Consider the following 17,492-nt stretch of genomic DNA (forward strand, 5'->3'; position numbering starts at 1 on the left):
GTGGGCAGGGGTGCGCCGGGCGGCTGCCCGGCATCACCGCCCGGCCAAGCACACGGTTTCAGGAGTGCACGGCCGAGGGCGGCGCAGGCGGCACCTCATGCGGTCCGGGCAGGTAGGTCTGCTGCAGCGACTGCAGCCAGGCGGGAATGTCCGCGGAGCCCAGCGTGTACAGGTTCTGCTCGCGGCGCGGCTCGATGACCTGACCGGACTCGTGCGTGTGCACGGTCTTCGCATCGGTGCCGCAAGCCCACCATTGGGCCGGGAGCCGGCTGCCGTAGAGCGTGCGCTCGGCGGCGTACCGGTACTCGATGGTGAGTGACTCCACGTACAGCAGCTGGTCGTCCGGGGCGATGGACTCGGACAGGACGTTGTCCAGACGCCAGCGGGCGTAGGGGTGATGGCCCTCAGCGAAGCGCACCGTGACGTGCTTGACCATCTCCATGGTCCGGGCCCCTTCGGGCCCCCACCAGGACTCCTGCCAGGACACGTCGACCCCGGCGACCTGGATGTCGTCGTTGGCCAGCTGATAGCGGCCGTAGGACGGATCGTCCTCGGGGCGGTAGGTGACGACGTACCGCTCGGTCGGCCGCGGTGAGGGGTCGGTCGGGTGGTCCCTCGTCGGGCCCTGCACGTGCACCGCGGCGAGATGCGGCACCCGGCCCGCCCAGGTGGCGAAGATCCACTTGCCCAGCTGCCAGGCCCCGCAGTTCTTCGCCAGGGAGTCGTCCAGCGTGTTCAGGTACTGGAGGTGCAGGTGCTCCTCGATCCAGGCGTCGAACTCGGCGAAGGCGGTGTGCACCGCGGCCGACTCGTCGTCGGTGAGATTGTCCTCGGCGACGACCTCCAGCTGTACCGCCCACTGATGCTGGTGTGGACGGTGGCATAGGTGCCAGGACGGCAAGGTCTGCTGGGTGTGAACCGCGGCGAAGTCGCCTTCGCGGGTCAACGTCATCATCGGCTTCTCCCCACAGACTTCGATCAGGACCGACCTGAATGACCGCCGCAGGACCTCGTGTTGTGGACGGCCTGGGGCAGCCCGTCAACGCCCTTGCCCTAGACGCTAGACGATCACAAGGCACCGCTGTGATCGAACACCGAAGTTGGCCGGAAGACTGGCGGGCCGGATCGTGCTGGTTTGTCATTCTCCGCCTCCGATGTGCGCGAACATCTTCCAGCGCAGCCAGCGGCCGGGCAGAGGGGTGAAGCCGGTGATCACCCACGCCACCAGGCCGAGGGTGACGGCGATCTGGACAGCGGACAGCACGGATGTGTGCAGTGGCAGGAACCTCCGGGTTGGGAGGGTGAAGGTGGAGAGGGGCGGCCCGCGTGGTGGGGCGCCCGGGGGTCAGTGCTCGGGTTTGGGGGGCCGCTGCATCAGCGTGGCCGCGGCCTCGTCGAGAGTGACCTTCTCGTGCAGCAGGGCGGAGATGACTTCCGTGATCGGCATCTCGACGGCGTGGGCGCGGGCCAGGGCGAGGATCGCTTCGGCGGATTTGACGCCCTCGGTGGTCTGCCGGGTGGCGGCCGTTGCCTCTTCGACGCTCAGCCCCTTGCCGAGGTGGTGCCCGAACGTGCGATTGCGTGACAGCGGCGAGGAGCAGGTGGCCACCAGGTCACCCAGGCCGGACAGGCCGGCGAGGGTAGCCGGGTGGGCGCCCATGGCCACCGCCAGCCGGGTCGTCTCCGTCAGCCCGCGGGTGATGAGCATGGCCTGTGCGTTGTGGCCAAGTCCCATGCCGGAGGCGATGCCGACGGCGAGGGCGATGACGTTCTTCACTGCCCCGCCCAGCTCGCAGCCGGTTACATCGGTGCTGGTGTAGGGGCGGAAGTAGCCCGTGCGACATGCCTTTTGGAAGCGGTGGGCGGCGCCGTCGTCGGCGCAGGCGATGGTGGCTGCGGCGGGCTGGCCGTCCATGATCTCGCGGGCCAGGTTCGGGCCGGACAGCACTGCGACCCGGTCCGCGCTGACGCCGGTCACCTCGGTGATGACCTGACTCGCCCGCAGATGGCTGCTCTGCTCGATGCCCTTCATGAGCGACACGATCACGGTGTCGGGCCCGATGTGCGGCGCCCACGCGGCGAGGTTGGTGCGCAGGGTCTGCGCGGGGATGGACAGCACCAGGAAGTCCGCGCCGTCCAGCGCGGCGGCTGGGTCGGTCGTCGCGGTCAGGGCGGCGGGCAGCTCCACGTCCGGGAAGTAGCCCGGGTTGCGGTGCCGGGTGTTGATCGTGTCGGCGATCTCGCCGCGGCGGGCGTGCACAACAACGTCGGTGCCGGCGTCGGCCAGGATCTTGGCGACGGCAGTGCCCCAGGACCCGGCGGAGAACACCGCAGCACGGGCCAAACGGCGCTGGGTCACGCCTGGGTCCTCTCGTCGGGGTGGCCGGGCCCGGTTATCGTATCGGCCGCACCGGGTGCGGCCGGGGCATTCGTGCCGCGCCGCAGGGCCAGCAGGACCGCGCGGCATCCCGGCATTGTGGGCGATAGCCACGGCAGTGACCTGGCCCAGGACGACTGTGCCCTTGCATGTAACGCAGCGGGTGGTGGCTTCGAGCAGTTGCCGTCCGTAGGGCGGGCACAGGGCGCAGCCGCCGCGCCCCGGTCCGGGGCGCGGCAACAGGGGGTGGTGGGGTCAGCGGTCGGTGGACAGGGCCAGAAGCTCGGCGAACAGGCCGCCGCCGTGGGCGAGTTCGTCGTACGTGCCGTGCTCGGCGATCCGGCCGTGTTCCATGACGATGATCCGGTCGGCGATCTTGGCGTTGACGAGCTGGTGGGTCACTACGATCGTGATCCGGTCTGCTGCGATGGTCTTGATCTCTTCGAGGATGGCGTGCTCGCCGCGGGCGTCCATCTGGCTGGTCGGCTCGTCCAGGATCAGCAGGCTTGACCTGCGGTACAGGGCTCGTGCGCAGGCCAGACGCTGCCACTGGCCGCCGGAGAGTTCCGTGCCGCCCCACAGCTCCCGGGCCAGCAGGGTGTCCAGGCCGTCGGGGAGTTCCTCGACGGCCTCGCGCAGTCCGACCTCTTCCAGGGCCCGCCACACCAGGTCATCGCTCCATTCGTGGGGCTGGCCGAGGGTGACATTGTCGCGGACGGACAGCGGCCACTGGGCGAAGTTCTGCGGCACCAGCCCGGACAGCTCCCACAGGCTGTCGGGGTCGATGTCGGCGACGTCCCGGCCATTCCACAGGACGCTTCCCTTGTCCGCGAGGAAGATCGCGGCGAGCAGCCGGGTGAGCGTGGACTTGCCCGAGCCGTTTTCGCCGACGACGGCGAGGATCTCGCCGCTGCGTACGGCCAGTGACACGCCTGCCACGGCCGGGGTGTCCTTGCCCGGATACCGGTAGACGACCTCGTCGAGTCGGATCTCCTCCACCGGGCGGCTCGGCGTGAAGTCGCCCCGGTCGGGTGCGCGTTGGGCGGCGTAGTCGAGGAAGCCTGCCATGTCGGCGAGGTAGAGGGAGGTGTGGAACATGGCTGCGCCGTAGATGACGAGCTGGCTGAGGGCGGCGAGCGCGGTCTGTACTGCGATGACGGCGGTCGCGGCGATCGACGGCTCGATCCGTCCGCTGGCTGCGAGCCAGGCGAGCGCCGCCCAGGTGGCGACGAGGAAGATGCCGCCGATTGCCGAACTGGCGAGCACGATCCGCAGCATCTTCGGTGCCGCGGCGAGGGTACGAGCGTCGATCCGCTCCGAGATCGACCGGTACCAGAACACCAGGTACGAGGTCATGCCGTTGGCGCGGATCTCGTCGGTGAACTTTGCGCTGGTCGCCCAGCCGCGCAGGTTCTGCCGGACGTTGCGGTCGCCCACGTTGGCGTAGTGGGTCTCGTAGTTGACGCGGGCGTGCAGTACCGCGCCCACGCCGGCGGGGACGACGGCGAGCAGCAGCAGTGGCAGCAGCACGGGGTGCAGCACGGACAGCACCCCGCTCGCGCTGACCATGCGGACGACAGCGGCGGTGAAGCGGGTGGCGTCCTGCACCATCACGTGGCTGCGGACCACCCCCATCTCCGCCGCCTCCTGCCGGTCCGCGCAGCCGTCCTCCGCTCGCGCGGCGGCTTCCATCCGGCACACCGCCGCCACCAGGGCGCAGTCGGACTCGGTCGTCAGTCGCGGGGTGATGCGGCCGTCCGCGTACGAGGACAGGGCGGTTGCCACCCGCCCGGCCGCCGACGCGCAGGCGATGACCAGCAGGGCCGGCAGTGCCTGATGGAGCCGGTCGGCCTCCTCGCCGGCGGCGAGGATCCAGTGCATCGCGCGGGAAGTGGCGGTGAGCAGGACGGCGGCGCTCACACCGATGGCCAGCTGGCAGCCCGCCAGCAGCAGCACGGCCTGCCGGTCGATGGCCCAGGCCATCCGCGCGGTCTGGGCCAGTACCGACGGAAGCCGTCGGCACATCTTCCCGAACGACGCATCTGTCAGGGGATTCTTGGCATGCCGGCCGCCGTAGCGCAGCTCGGCAGGCGGAGGAGGCGGCAACCGGCGCGGCGCCGCGGTTTCAGACGCCGCCGTGGGCGTCGGCTCGGCACTCACGCGCCACCTCCCAGACCTGGCCGGGGGACAAACGCAAATGGTCCTGCGGTCGAGGGGGGATCATTCGGGGCAGCCTGAACTACGGGCAACTGGGCACCTCCAGTGCCGACTTGGGGGGAACGGCTGATGATGACCGGAATAACGACGCGACGTCTGGCTTCGAACGCGTGTGTTTGAGCCGTATCTCCAGCCGCCCAGTCTCGCGCCGCGCAGGCGGCCGGCGTTGGGTGGCGTGGGCCTTCCCGACGGTGGCGGTGGCCGAAACGCCGATGGTTCCGCCCCGGACGTTTCCGCCGAGTCGGGTGGGCAGCTGCCCGCTCGCGTGCATGCGGCGAGAGCTGTATGCGGCTGTGTGATCATGCCCGCGTCCGGTTGTGGCTCAATGCGCGGCCCTCGGCGCGCTTGCGCTGACGGCATCAGTGGAGACGAAGTGCCCTTTGGGATTGCGGCAATACAGGAGTCCCTCCGCCTTGAGGGCGTCAACTGCCTGCCTCGCCAACCATGTTCGGGTGCCGGATTGGGCAGCGATCTGGGCCACGCTCGGTATCCGCTGGCCGGGTGGGTAGGTGCCGTCAGCAATCCGCTGCCTGATCCCTGCCGTGATGTGCTCGAGCATGTCCCGGTTGGAGCCCGGCCTGGGCCATGTCTCGCATTGGCCTTCGCTCGTGCGCGCATGAACATCGGGTCCTGCTGACGGGTTCAGCGGATCGAGGATCACCGTCCCGCGCCCGCGCCCGGGAACACCGACCAGGTATCCCTGCCCTGTCAGTGCTCGGCAGGCGACGTCGACGGTCGATCGGCTGACGCCGAGTTCCTCCGCAATCAGCCAGCGCGCAGGAAGCACGGTGCCCACCGGATAAGTGCCGTCCTTGATACGGCCGAGAATCAGGACTGCGACGCTGTCCCGCAGCCTGTGCGCATCGTTCGCCGACACCGGCCTTGGCTTCGTTCCGCTCACGATGCACCAGCGGGGCGTCGGGCGAGCAGGAGGGTGAACACCGTGTTTTCCACCAGGGGGTGTTCGCCGGCGTAGGCGTCGAGCAGCGCCCGGGCGTCGGCTTCGAAGGCGGTGTGACGCTCCCCGAAGAGTTCTGCTCCCGCGAAGGATGTGGTCCGCAGATAGCCGAGCACGTCCTTGGGCGTCCAGGTGCGGGCCACGGGAATGTGGTGCTGGGTGACGTCGCTCCACGCGGACGCGGCGAGGTCCGCCTCGTACGGGTGGCGCGGCTCGGTGTAGGTGCCGCGGGCGCCCGCCCGGCGCCCGGGGCCCAGGTAGCGCTGGATCAGCTCGCGCAGGGCCCGAGTCCAGTCGGCCTGGTGCGTCCAAAGGCTTCCGTCCCCCATGATCGCCACTGTGGCGTCGGGGGCGGCGACCCGGTCCGCCATCGCCAGGACGTCCGGACCGCTCATCCAGTGGTACGACCGGCAGAACGTGACCAAGTCTGGCGCCCGCACTTCTTCTTCGGGCAGCGGGGCAAGCGGAGCGTACACGTCGGCCATGGTGTGGACGAGGGTGAGTGTGCAGCGTCCGAGCACGGGGGTGAGCGCGGCGCGGGCCTGGTCGAGCATCGGGCGACTGACGTCGACGGCCTCGATGTGCGCGAGGCCGGGAACGGCGGCCAGGAGGGCTAGGGGGACTTGTCCGGTGCCGGTGCCCAGGTCCAGCAGTGTGGGGTCGGGGCGCCCGTGGAGGGTGTCGGTCAGCAGGCGTACGGCCTCAGCGGGCAGCCCGGGCCGGTAGCAGGCGTAGTCGGTGGCCGCCGCAGCCGCGAACAGCGCCTCCTTCTCCGACGATGGGCCCGGGAAGGGCTGGTCGGGATAGGTCACGAGGATGCTCTCCTACGGGGCAGACGGAATGCTGGCAGGTGTCGGGACGGACGGCCCCGGGGTAATGCGGCTGCTGGGCGGTCACGACTGACGATCTTGATGTGCCGAGGCGAAGTCATGACTTTCCAGGGGTGTCGTTGATCGCGTGTGGCACAAGGCCAGAGAGCCGACGGTCGTGCAGGGATGCTGTCCCCCCTATGGGCCAGGTTGCGGGCCGGAGGGTTGGGCTTGGCTCCCGCGGTCGGCGGCGGCTGCCCGTCTGGGGCGGCATGAGATGCCGTGCGCTCGCTCCAGCCTGCGCAGCAGCTCCTGCAACTGGCTTACCAGCACCAGCAGGTGTTCGTACGCGAGGTCTGCCCGCGGCCGGGAGCCTGCGCGGACCTCGATTCGCTCAATCAGCTCGTGGAGTTCGGAGCGCTCCCTGTCGCCGAGCCGTGCGGCGAGGGCCTGGCCAAGTGGGATCAGGGTGGGGGCGAGCTCCTCCAGCGTGGTGAGCGTGTCGGCGACGGCACGTGGGGCGGAGACGATGCCCCGGTTCGCGATGCTGTCCAGCTCCCGCCGCGCCTCGACCAGCAAAGCGGAGATATCTCGCTCGGCCGTAGGGATGGCGGCAGTTGTGCTCGTCATGGAGGTGCTCCGTGTCAATTGAGTACGTGTGGGAGATGCAATGCCGCCGTGCGTGACCTGTTCCATGGCCGGCCGTTGTCGGCACGCCAGTTCGGACGGGTGAAGCCTGGATGGGGCGGCAGCTGAGGCGGACCGGGCTGTCGAGGGGGCGCGGGTGCCCGGAGTCAGGCGGCTGCGCTGGGCGGTAGGAAGAGCGAGGTCTTGGCGGCGAGTCGCTTGGACCACTGGATGGGAGGGCTACCGAATTCTGTTTCGGCCAGGCGCTGGCGTTGGACTTCACCGGTGCCGGCGGGCGCGTAGGTGCACTGGATGTCCCGCCACAGCCGCTGGAGGAGGTAGTCCCATCGCAGGGCGTGGGCGCCGTGCAGACGCATGGCGGTTTGACCGGATTCGACCGCCCATTCGTCGTTGAGGTACTTGGCGTTGATGAGTTCGCCGTCGCAGGTCTGACCGTGGTCCAGCATGAGGGCGGACTGATGAGCGAGGGCACGGGCCGCCATCAGCCGGGACTTCATGACGGCGACCCGGTCACGCAGGACGGGAAGGTCTGCGAGGGTGCCGCCGTAGCGCTCGCGCTCGCTGAGGAAGGTGGTGGTGCACTCCAGGATCGCTTCGTGGAGGCCGAGGGAGAGCGCGGCGAGGTTGGGCCGACCGTAGAGGATGCTGCTGCTGTAGGCGATGTCCTTGCCGTCGCCGACCTCGCCGATCACGTTGGCCTCGGGTATTCGCACCCCGTCGAAGGTGAGTTTGCCGAAGCTGAAGCCGTGCAGGCCGAGGGCAGGTTGGTGGGGTTCGACGGTCAGGCCCTTGCGGTCGTGTTCGACGAGGAAGGCTGTTAGGGAGCGGGAGCCGGCCTCGTCGGCGGGGGCGGTGCGGGCCACGACGCAGTGGACGTGTGCGATGTGGGAGTTGCCGATGTGGGCCTTGCTGCCGTCGATGATCCAGTCGGTGCCGTCGCGGCGGGCGGTGGTTTCCATGCCGAGCACGTGGCTGCCGGTGTTCTCTTCGGTCACCGCGATCGACAGCAGCGTGTCCCCGGCGGCGATCTGGGGCAGCAGCCGGGCCTTCTGCTCGTCGCTGCCGAAGTGGATGAGCATCGATACGGGCAGCTGGCTCGCCTGCAGGATGGCGCCGGCCGCGCCGGAGGCGCGCGCCATGCTCTGGATCATGAGGGTTTTCGCGAGGTGCCCTGCGTGCATGCCGCCGTACTGCTGGGAGATGGTGGCGCCGAACCATCCCTGTTCGGCCATGAGCAGGGCCAGGTCGCGTTCCACGGTGTGGGGGGAGGACTCCATGTGCTGGACTCGGGGGGTGACTTCCGCGGCGGCGAACTCGTCGAAGTGCTGGACCAGGGCGTCGTAGTCGGGCGTGAGATCCGGAGTCGTGGACGACATCGTGGGCATCGTTGTCTCCCCCTCGGGGTGGTGGTCGCGGGTGGTGCGGCCGGGCGCGCAGGCGTGTTACGAGCTGGTACGCCGGTAGAACTCGGTCATGAACAAGTCGCGGTAGTGATCGATGAGGGCCCAAAGCGGGCGGCCTTCCGAGCGGTGTCGCGGCTCGGTGCCGACCACGCAGACCGTGCCCCAGACGTGGTTCGTGCGCTCGTCGATGAGGGGGGCTCCCCCGTACACGCGGACGCCGATCTCGTCGACGACCGGATTGCCGGCGAAGTCGTCGAAGTCGAGGACGTCGGTCAGGACCAGCGAGCCCCGGCGCTGGACGACGTGCGGGCAAAAACCGTGGGTCAGCGGCATGGTGCGCCCGACCACGGGCAGTTCGCCGCCGCCGGGGTTGGCAAGACCGAGGAAGAACTGCTCGCTGCCGACCCAGTTGAGCATGGCGTAGGGGGTACCCGCCGCGTTGGCGACCTGCTGGGCGAAGGCGTCGAATGCGCCGACGGGCGGAGCCGTGGGGTCGAAGAATTCGGGCAGGTGGCTCTGCCAGTCGATGTCCTGGCCCGCGGTGGACAGGAGGTCGGACGGAGCGTGGGGGTTCACAGCTGTGCTCCTTGAAGGACGGAGGTGGGGGCATGTGGGCGGGTGAGTGCGTGGTCGATGAGATGGGCGAGTACGCCGGCCGCGTCCGCTCTCTTGCGGGCATCGCACAGCACCACCGGAACCGTGGCCGGCAGGGCGAGAGCAGATGAGACCTCGGCAGGGTCGTAGCGGCAGGCGCCGTCGAACTCGTTCACGGCGACGACGATGGGCAGACCCAAGTTCTCGAAGTAGTCGACCGCGGGAAAGCTTTCGTCGAGGCGGCGGGTATCTACGAGGACGACCGCGGCAAGGGCTCCTCGGCTGAGCTCGTCCCACATAAACCAGAACCGGGTCTGCCCAGGGGTGCCGAACAGCATCAGGACGGTATTCAGCTGCGGGAAGGTGATCCGGCCGAAGTCCATCCCGACGGTCGTCGCCTTCTTGTCGAGGAGCAGCGAGAGATCGTCCACGCCCTCGGAGGCGGCCGTCATCACGGCCTCGGTACGCAGCGGAGCGATCTCGGAGACGGCGCCGACAAAGGTGGTCTTGCCGACACCGAACCCGCCGGCGACGACGATCTTGACAGAGTTGGGCTTCGCGCCGCCGAGCGGGCGCGGCAGTGGGAGGTCAGAGCTTGAGGAGTCCATCGCGAATGGCCTTCAGGAGAGCAACGTCGGGAAGGTCAGTGGAGCCCGTGGCGGTCACGGCACTCAGCGCGCCGATGTCGATCAGCCGGGACATGAGGATCCTGGTGATCTGGAACGGCAGCCCGATCAGGGAGCTGATCTCAGCGACGCCCCGGGGCTGCTCCCGGCACAACGCCATGGCCTGTTCGGCTTCCGGCGGCTGGCCGGAGGGCGGTTCTCCCTCGGCCCACAGCAGCGTCTCGACCTGCAAGTCGTGGGTGGGCGTGGTCTGGCCGCCGGTCAGGACAAAGAGGCTGGGGCCCTCGGCGTCCTCGACGGCCCAGGCCGGGGCGCTTGCGGCCGCCATCTCACTGGCCGTCACCGGAAGGGGCCCCGTCCACACGTGCCTGGGTGGCCAGCAGCTCGCCCATCCGCTTGATCAGGTTGACCATCGCGTAGCCGACGGCTCCCTCGTCCGCCCGCGTGTTGGTCAGCACACCCAGCACGCTCTGGACCTTGGCCGGGTCGCGTCCCGCGTTCCGTGCCACCACGTCCGGCGGACTTCCGGCGCTCATGATGAACAGCAGGAATGTGCTCTTCCTGATGAGAACCTGTTCGACGCGCCCCTGGCCGTCGTCGACTCCGTGGGCGAGCGAATAGGCGCCATTGATCACTGCGGCCAGGCGGTCCGCGAGTTTGCCGTCCATGCTCGGTCCCGCGTGAGCCAGCCGCAGGCCGTCCTGCGAGGCGAGCAGGACGCCGGTCACGTCGGGCAGCTGGGCCAAATCGTTGAGGAGCTCGTCCACAACCGCTTCCGGCTGGACTGCCGTGGAATCGGTGGTCATTGCAATTCTCCGTGTCTCCGTACGCTGTACGGACCGGTGCCCGGGCGCGAGGCCGGGCATGAAGGATGGGTGGGGTGCGCGGCGGGGATCAGTTCGTGCCCTCCTGGGGCGGCTGCGCCTCGCCGGCTGCGGCGGCCTGCTCCGCGCGGTGCACGCCCCGGGTGAAATTGCTGATGAAGGCGGGGTCCGGCGGCGTCTGCGAAACCGGGCCGGCCTCTGGCCGTGCCGGGGTCGCACGATCATGGGCCGTTGCCTGTGGTGTCCGCTGCGGCAGCTGGGGGCGAGGGTCGGATGTCACGGCGAGCGCAGGCGTTGCCACGGTCGCCGCTGAAGCGACAGCTCGCTGCCCAGCGGTGGGCTGCGCGCCTCGGTGAGGCAGTTGGCCCGTCCCCGCTGGGGCCGGGGGACTGGGCCGGGGACCGCCGGACGGCCGGGGACTGGGGCGGCCCGCGGCTTGCGCCGCCGGGCCCGGCACGGCGCCAGCGAATCCGTGTGCCGGCGACGCGGGCGCCAGCTCCTTCTGCCAGAGCAGGAGCTTGTCCGGCACCACCACGAGCGCCGTGATCCCGTGCATGAGATTTTTCTGCAGCCGCACGTGGATGCCGTATCGGCGGGCGAGTTTGGCCACCACGAGCAAGCCCGTCTGACGCTGGGCGAGTTGCTCAGCTAGGTCGGTGTCCTGGGGATCGGCCAGCATCCGGTTGCAGCGGTTGAGTTCACCCTGGGCCATGCCGATGCCCCGGTCCTCGATCTCCACGGCCAGACCCGCGGTGACCCTCGTCGCCCGGACGACGACCTTGGTGTCCGGCGACGAGCAGAGCGTGGCGTTCTCTTCCAGCTCGGCCAGCAGGTGGATCAGATCGGGACCGGCGAAGCCCGGTATCTGCACATGCAGGCTGGAGGTGTGCATGCGGACGCGGGCGTACTTCTCGATTTCCCCCGCCGCGCCGCGCAGCAGGTCCACCAGCCCGATCGGCTGGTTCAGCGTGCGCGCCTTCACGCCGCCCAGGACCGCCAGCCGTCCGGCCGAGCGCCGCATGCGCTTGAGGAGGTTGTTGACGTCGTAGACGCGATACAGCATGTCCGGGTCCTGGACCTGGTTGGTCAGTTCCGTCACGATGCCGAGCGCGCGGACGAGCAGCAGGGTCAAGCCGCCGGCCAGATAGACGAGCGCTTGCGTCAGTTCTGTCTGCCGCCCGTTTACCACCGCATGCCAGGCTTCTGCGTGCAGCTGGAGCAGAGCGGCCTCGGCTTCGTTCCACGGGTTCTTCTCGGAGTTTGCCTGTGCCGCGCTGAAGTCGGGCGGGGAAGGCCGCTCGCCCCGGTCGAGCTGCTCCAGAGCATCACTGATGCTCCTGCGCCCTTCATCCACGCCGGATTGGAAGTGCCGCAGCCAGCCCTGCACCGACTCGCTGTACTCGCTTCGCTGCCGATGCAGCTCAGCTGCGGTGCGCACGGCCAGCCAGTCCGCGGAGAGCAACACCGTCAGGACAGCGGCTGCTGCCACTGCCCCGATGATCCAGCCCTCCACATGGACGGCTGCCGTCGTGCCGACGGCAGCCGCAGCAGACGCGGTCGCCGTGACCAAGAGGGCGGGCACGAGAACGAGGAGCCGCACGCGCAGGTGCAGTCCCTTCTCGGTGCGCAGTGGCTCGGCGCCGCGCGCACGCCGGCGCTGGCCACGTCGGTGACCAATTGGTCGCGGGCATGACAGATCAGACATGGGTGACCTCGCGGAACGTGGTCCTGACAGGGGGAACGAGTGGCCGGCAGGCAACGGGCGAGCAGCGCACCCGTACCGGGCGAGGGGGACTGTGGCGAGCGGGCCGCGCCTTGGGTGGGAGTGACCGCCGGGGCACGCGCGCCAGATCGCAGCCGACGGGGGAGGCGGCGTACGGTCCGGGCCCACGAGGGTGCCCCGGCGGCCGGTCTATATGCGGATGCCGCTGATCGCCTCGACCACACTCTGTACGACGCGGCTGATGGACGGGGCGAGCGAGCTGTCGTGGAGATAGAAGCCGAGGAGTATGGCCGCTATTGCGTGGCCGGCCTTGAGACCGCCGTTGCGGACCAGCAGCCACACCATGACGGCCAGCACAACGGCCAGGGAGACAGTGATGCTCACGGAATTGGGTTTCTTGCGAGTGTGTGCGTCTTGGGGGCCCCGCGCTGCCCATCAGGGCGACGGCAATGGCCGGCGTCGCTGCGGAACGTGGGGCGTCGGCGCGCCTGACGGATGGCGCGCCTGCGCAGCTGGCGACCGCTTTGGTCCGGGCGCGGCCGAGATGGGCCGTTATACCGGCTAAGGCGGGAAACAGGGCGGGCACGGTGTCCTCCGGGGGCGCAGACTTGTCGTCTCGCGTCATGTCCGCGACGCCCGGGTGACCGTTTCCGGCCTGCATTGATTTTACAGGTAAACCAGGGAAGTAATCGATGTTCTCAGGTCAGAAGCCTGTGAAAAATGCATGGTGCAAACGGGAGTTGGCGAGCAGAGCGGGAAATACCGCTACTGTGCACGCTCGGTGACGTTGGTCAACCGGGCGGAATTCACTCCATTGCTGTGATGGCACCGCCAGCTCAACTCCTGCGCGGCCAGTCGACGACGAGGCGACTGCTGGGTTTGTCCATGACGAAGCGTGCTTCGGAGGCTGTGAGTTGGTCGCGAGCGCTACCGACAGCCATGCGGAAGCTGGGTTCGGGTGCGTTGTTGCCCCAGTTTTCGTGCCACTCGCTGATTTCGGTGGCGACTTGGCCGGCGAGTTCGGCGGCGCGCGGCCCGTGGCCGATGACGCCGATCTGCCAGAAATGGCCGTGCTCGTCATCGCCTTCCTTTTTTGTGAGGTAGGCCAGGGTGTCATCGTCGAGTGCGGTCATCGAGCCCCAGCCGAAGTTCGGGACGAGGCCCGGGCGGGATCCCGGCATCCGGGACAGGCCGTTCGGCAGCACGTATGCCAGATACAGGTAGAGCCATTCGTAGGACGCGCCCTTGCGGAACTTCACGCTGGTGTAGATCTCGGCCGGGGGCTGGTCCAGGACGGTGCGGATCGCCTCGCGATCCACGTTCTGCTCGCTGTAGGTCTCCAGGCGCACGTCGCCCTCACCGGCCATGTCGACCATGGTGCGGACGTCGTCGCAGACGCCCTTGCGCAGGGGGACGAACGTCATCATCTCGGTGGAGACTGTCCGCCAGGTCCGGCCGTCGCGTTCGAACGCGAAACTGCGGGAGATGCTGCCGCGAATCCGCATTGGGATGACCAGGCGTCCACCGGGGGCGAGCTGGTCGAGAATCCTTACGGGAATGTCGCCGGCGCCGACCGTGAACTGGATGCGGTCGAAGGGCGCCTGCTCGGGCAGACCGGCGGCACCGTCGCCCAGCGTGACGGTGACGTTTGCGGCCCCGGCCTGCGCGAGGTTCTTCCGAGCGCCGTCGACGAGGTCCTGGTCGACATCCATGGTCCACACATGGCCGTCGGGAGCGACGAGTTCGGATAGCAGCTGGGCGTTGTAACCGGTGCCGGCCCCGGCTTCGAGGATCTTGTGGCCGGGCTGTGCTCCCAGTTGTTCAAGCTGAGTGGCGACGATGGAGGGGGCGGAGATGCAGGAAAGCATCGTGCCCGTGGCGTCGTGCTTGATCGCCACCGCGTCCTCGACGCAGGCGCTCTGAAGGTCGACACCGGGGAGGAACAAGTGGCGCTCGGTGCCCCGGAACGCGGCGATGACTTCCGGGGTGCGCAGGTGGCCGCTGTCGACGAGGCGGCTCACCAGCTCGTCGCGCCATACGTTGGGATCGGTGACGGGCGTCACAGTGCTCTCCATTCGCTTGAGGTTAGGGGCGGTCGGCTGTTCAGCGAGCGCGCTCACGCCGCGCGGCGTCTGGTGCTTCGCGGGAGGGCGGAGGGTCCGGCTCAGGACGCTCTCCGCGCTCTCTACCGCTGCCAACAAGTCGGTGAGTAGAGGAGGCGGGATCGATCCGCGGCCCAGGCCCGCCCTGTGGACAAGCGTGTTGAGCGCTTCTCTGTCGCCCGGAGCAATCTGCTGGCGAGCGGTGTGGTGGCGTAGGACTTCCCTGGCTGCGAAGGCGTCTTCGGAGTCTGCGGCGTTCCGGATCAGCTCGCTGCACAGGGCCTTGGCCTGGCCCCTGCACGTCTCGGTGGCGAGATCAATCGCAGTGAGGCCGAGCCGTAGACGGAAGTGCGCGGTGTCAGGTTCGGATGATTGCTGGGCGTGCCGAACCAGAGTCAGCGTCTGCGCCATGCCTGCGGGCGTCAGCTGGTTGGTGTGCAGGTCGATGTAGCTGCGCAGGCACGCCGCGACCGCGTGCTCCCACGGTTCGGTGAGCACGGTGGTGGCAAGGGCCGCGCGTGCCGAGCCGGTATGGCCGTTGTACAGGCTCTCGATGACCTGGGTTTGTCGGGCTTCGCGCAGGCGTTCGCCGGTGTTGTCGTATAGGGCGGCGTGCGCTGCGGCCTTCGTCCACTTGCTGGTGGCTGCCAGGAGACGGGTGCCGTCTTCGAGCATGATCGCCCGCAACCATGTGATGGCCTCTTGCCGGTCCGCGGGGGTGGCGACGAAGCGGTCGAAGGAGATGACCGTGCCGTGGGCCAGTGCACTCCCACCGTGGTGCACGGCGTGGTTCACGGCGTGTAGCGCCTCGTACGCGCCATGAGGGTCGCCGGCGCGGTGGGTGAGACGGGCGAGGTTGACGAGGGGCTGCAGTGACGCGATCGCCGTGCGACCGGTCACGGGCCATGCGGAGCGAAAGACACGGAACTGGCGCTCGCACAGGGATGCGGCGAGGCTGGGCATGCCGCAATCCGCCGCGATCAGCGCTGCTAGGTTCCAGACCACGCAGGCTCGGTGCTGCCGTTCGTCCAGTGCCGACTGGGTTGTGCAGCCCTCCGCGTACCTCTGCACCTCCGCGATCCGGGTTTCGAGATCCGGGCAGGTCAGGCGGGGGCGGCACACCAAGGGAAAGGACGAGACCAAGCGCTCTGCGAAGTGGCTGCCCGGGAGGCTGTGTTGCAGGTGTGTGCTCATGTCGTGGCCTGCCTCTCGCCGCGTTGAGCGGCAAGCGGTGATCCGTCTTTTGCGCGCAGACGTGTTGGCGTGATGCCTTCAAGGGCCCCCGGGGCGATGACCGTGCTGCTTGGCGGGGGAACGGGACGTCCCAGCAGATGTTCCGCGCGATGGCGAAGGGGCAGGGCGAGGTCGAGGTTGTCGCCGTGGGCTGTGCCGTGGAGGAGCTGGGTGATGACGGCGAGTTCGGCAAACCGGCCCGCGGGGGTGTCGAGTACGCCTTTCAGTTCGCGGCGGATGCGGGCGGCGAGGGAGGGGATGAGCAGGCTGTAGGCGTGGAGCACGGCAGCGTCGTAGCCCGTTGGGGCGAGGCCCCATCCTTCCCAGTCGAATATGCGGAGTTCGGGCGCGCAGAGGTTCGCCCAGTGGAAGTCGCCGTGCGCAGTGGACCATGACGGTGGTGTGGTGTCGATCGGTGTGCCGAGGAGCTGTGGCATGGCGCGTTGGAGGAAGGGCTGGTGCACGGAGAAGCGTTCGGTGGGCACCTGAGCGATGTCGTGCAGCACGGTGCGGACGGCTCGCCACCAGGCGGACGGCAGATCCGGGGTGGTGGTCAGTGCGGCGGTGGGGGAGGCGGGCCGGGTGGTGACTCGTTCGTACAGTTCCGCGCGGTAGGTCCAGTGAGCGTCGTTCCAGTCGTGAACGACGCGGAGTCGAGGGCGCGGTACCGATTCCGGGATGGCCTGTTGGGCGGCTACGGAGCCGTTCCAGAATGTGGGGCTGAGCTCGTCGGAGGGGGTGCAGCCGATGCGGAGCCAGGCGGGTCCGTCGGGGGTGGTGACGGGCACGCTCAGCGTTCGGCCGCGCCACCCCCAGGTCTCGTCGGCGTCTGGTTCGGGCCGGGCGTTCAGAGCGCGGCAAGCCTGGGCACGGGCGGTTCGCATCCGCGCCGTGGTCTTGGGGTCGTCGGGCTCCGTGAACATCAACTGACTCCCGGTGAGAGGGGGCTGTGCAGGCCGGTTGACGGGTTCATCGCGGTGTCCCGTGCGGCGCGCGCGAGGATGCCCTGGGTTCGGTCGTCCAGGCCCATGCGGTTCCAGGCGAAGATCACGTGGTGGGCGAGGACGTCTCGCATGCCCCGGTGGAGTGAGCCGGTGTGTGCCGCGCTGCCCAGGCGCCGTCCCGCGGTTTCGAAGGCGGCGGCCCAGGGTGCGAGGAAGGCGAGCGCACCGAGCTTGTCGAACAGAGGGCTGGTGGGGCTGGTGTTCAGAGTCATCAGGACGTGCAGTGCCGCGGTCATCCCGGCAAGCCGGGCGGCGGGTGTATCGGAGGGCAGGGGGCGCAGTTGTTCTACGCGGTGCCAGATGTCGCCCTGCTCGTGTGGTTCCTGTCCGGCGCCGAAGAAGAGAGCGGAGCACAGCAGGACGGACACCTCGCGGCGGCCAAGGGCGTCGTCCGGCATCGTGCTGGAGCCATGGCGGCGTAGGTAGTCGAGGACGCCCCGGCTGTCGGCGTGGAACAGATCGTGGGCGGTGGCCATGCCGTGGGGTCCGCCGAATGCCAGGGACTCGGGTTCGTAGATGGTCTGCCACCATCGGTCAACCAGACCGTCGGCCATGAGCCGGTCCAGGATGGTGCTCACGACTTTCTCGGCATCGGTACGCGTGGCCGAGGAGCCGGGCCCGCAGCGCAGACGCCAGCAGGGGTATTTGCGAAGGAACCACCAGTTGGCGAGCGCCCCGTCCTTTTCGGCCTGTTCCAGTTGTGCGCCAAGGCCGGTAAGAGCAGTCTGCTCGGCGGCGTTCCAGTCGGCAAACTGGATGGAGACGGAGTACCAGCCCTGAGCGGCCTCGGCTTGAGCGTCGAGGGCGTGCTCTCCCGCGGCCTGGTAGACCTCGACGGCGTCGGCGAGGTCGCCGACGTTCATACCCGCGCGGGCGGCAGCCTGGTGGAGCGGAGCGCCGGCCAAAACCTCCAGGACGCTCTGAGCAGCTTGACGCGGTGATACGGAACGTTCCACTTTCCTCATCCCTTCCTG

Annotated in this window: 17 protein-coding genes; all 17 read right to left on the reverse strand. The window is 68.9% G+C overall.

From position 1 onward, the window contains the following. Positions 1-58: 58 nt before the first annotated feature. The 17 genes from ACWC1K_RS22845 to ACWC1K_RS22925 all read right to left on the reverse strand — a co-directional run bounded on the left by ACWC1K_RS22845 (position 59) and on the right by ACWC1K_RS22925 (position 17,483). Complete coding sequence (locus ACWC1K_RS22845) at positions 59-955, reverse strand: 6-carboxytetrahydropterin synthase (protein WP_450833789.1); 897 nt, start codon at positions 953-955, stop codon at positions 59-61. Between the two features lie 183 nt (positions 956-1,138). Beyond that, positions 1,139-1,264 (reverse strand): hypothetical protein, encoded by a 126-nt coding sequence (locus ACWC1K_RS22850; protein ID WP_450833791.1) that lies wholly within the window; start codon positions 1,262-1,264, stop codon positions 1,139-1,141. 81 nt (positions 1,265-1,345) lie between these two features. Next, complete coding sequence (locus ACWC1K_RS22855) at positions 1,346-2,359, reverse strand: NAD(P)H-dependent glycerol-3-phosphate dehydrogenase (RefSeq protein WP_450833793.1); 1,014 nt, start codon at positions 2,357-2,359, stop codon at positions 1,346-1,348. A gap of 273 nt (positions 2,360-2,632) precedes the next feature. Next, positions 2,633-4,537, reverse strand: coding sequence for an ABC transporter ATP-binding protein (locus tag ACWC1K_RS22860; protein ID WP_450833795.1), 1,905 nt, complete (start codon positions 4,535-4,537; stop codon positions 2,633-2,635). Between the two features lie 379 nt (positions 4,538-4,916). Further along, the gene (locus ACWC1K_RS22865) at positions 4,917-5,495 is read right to left on the reverse strand and encodes a GntR family transcriptional regulator (RefSeq protein ID WP_450833796.1); all 579 of its coding nucleotides are present in this window, start codon (positions 5,493-5,495) and stop codon (positions 4,917-4,919) included. Next, the gene (locus ACWC1K_RS22870) at positions 5,492-6,364 is read right to left on the reverse strand and encodes a class I SAM-dependent methyltransferase (protein ID WP_450833798.1); all 873 of its coding nucleotides are present in this window, start codon (positions 6,362-6,364) and stop codon (positions 5,492-5,494) included. The genes ACWC1K_RS22865 and ACWC1K_RS22870 overlap by 4 nt, the downstream gene beginning before the upstream one ends. Positions 6,365-6,559: 195 nt before the next feature. After that, entirely contained in the window at positions 6,560-6,991 is a 432-nt protein-coding gene (locus ACWC1K_RS22875; RefSeq protein ID WP_450833800.1) for a hypothetical protein, read from the reverse strand. A 164-nt stretch (positions 6,992-7,155) separates the two neighbouring features. Then, entirely contained in the window at positions 7,156-8,385 is a 1,230-nt protein-coding gene (locus ACWC1K_RS22880) for an acyl-CoA dehydrogenase family protein (RefSeq protein ID WP_450833802.1), read from the reverse strand. A gap of 66 nt (positions 8,386-8,451) precedes the next feature. Continuing rightward, positions 8,452-8,988, reverse strand: coding sequence for a GAF domain-containing protein (locus ACWC1K_RS22885; protein WP_450833804.1), 537 nt, complete (start codon positions 8,986-8,988; stop codon positions 8,452-8,454). Further along, the gene (locus tag ACWC1K_RS22890) at positions 8,985-9,614 is read right to left on the reverse strand and encodes a GTP-binding protein (protein WP_389086675.1); all 630 of its coding nucleotides are present in this window, start codon (positions 9,612-9,614) and stop codon (positions 8,985-8,987) included. The genes ACWC1K_RS22885 and ACWC1K_RS22890 overlap by 4 nt, the downstream gene beginning before the upstream one ends. Continuing rightward, the gene (locus tag ACWC1K_RS22895) at positions 9,595-9,975 is read right to left on the reverse strand and encodes a DUF742 domain-containing protein (protein WP_450833807.1); all 381 of its coding nucleotides are present in this window, start codon (positions 9,973-9,975) and stop codon (positions 9,595-9,597) included. Before ACWC1K_RS22895 ends, ACWC1K_RS22890 begins: the two co-directional genes overlap by 20 nt. Beyond that, on the reverse strand, positions 9,962-10,438 hold the full coding sequence (locus ACWC1K_RS22900) for a roadblock/LC7 domain-containing protein (RefSeq protein WP_389086679.1): 477 nt from the start codon (positions 10,436-10,438) through the stop codon (positions 9,962-9,964). Before ACWC1K_RS22900 ends, ACWC1K_RS22895 begins: the two co-directional genes overlap by 14 nt. An 88-nt stretch (positions 10,439-10,526) precedes the next feature. Beyond that, positions 10,527-12,161: an ATP-binding protein gene (locus ACWC1K_RS22905; protein WP_450833809.1), complete on the reverse strand. Its 1,635-nt coding sequence runs from the start codon at positions 12,159-12,161 to the stop codon at positions 10,527-10,529. 207 nt (positions 12,162-12,368) lie between these two features. Further along, positions 12,369-12,563 carry a hypothetical protein gene (locus ACWC1K_RS22910; RefSeq protein ID WP_389086684.1) on the reverse strand — a complete coding sequence of 65 codons (195 nt, stop codon included), beginning with the start codon at positions 12,561-12,563 and terminating at the stop codon, positions 12,369-12,371. Positions 12,564-13,015: 452 nt separating this feature from the next. Then, positions 13,016-15,475: a methyltransferase, FxLD system gene (gene fxlM, locus ACWC1K_RS22915; protein ID WP_450833811.1), complete on the reverse strand. Its 2,460-nt coding sequence runs from the start codon at positions 15,473-15,475 to the stop codon at positions 13,016-13,018. After that, the gene (locus ACWC1K_RS22920) at positions 15,472-16,437 is read right to left on the reverse strand and encodes a hypothetical protein (RefSeq protein WP_450833813.1); all 966 of its coding nucleotides are present in this window, start codon (positions 16,435-16,437) and stop codon (positions 15,472-15,474) included. Before ACWC1K_RS22920 ends, fxlM begins: the two co-directional genes overlap by 4 nt. Continuing rightward, a complete protein-coding gene (locus tag ACWC1K_RS22925; protein WP_450833814.1) occupies positions 16,437-17,483 on the reverse strand; it encodes a thiopeptide-type bacteriocin biosynthesis protein in 1,047 nt (348 codons plus the stop codon). Before ACWC1K_RS22925 ends, ACWC1K_RS22920 begins: the two co-directional genes overlap by 1 nt. Between the last annotated feature and the right edge of the window lie 9 nt (positions 17,484-17,492).

The sequence above is a fragment of the Streptomyces sp. NPDC001492 genome (genome assembly GCF_053597275.1).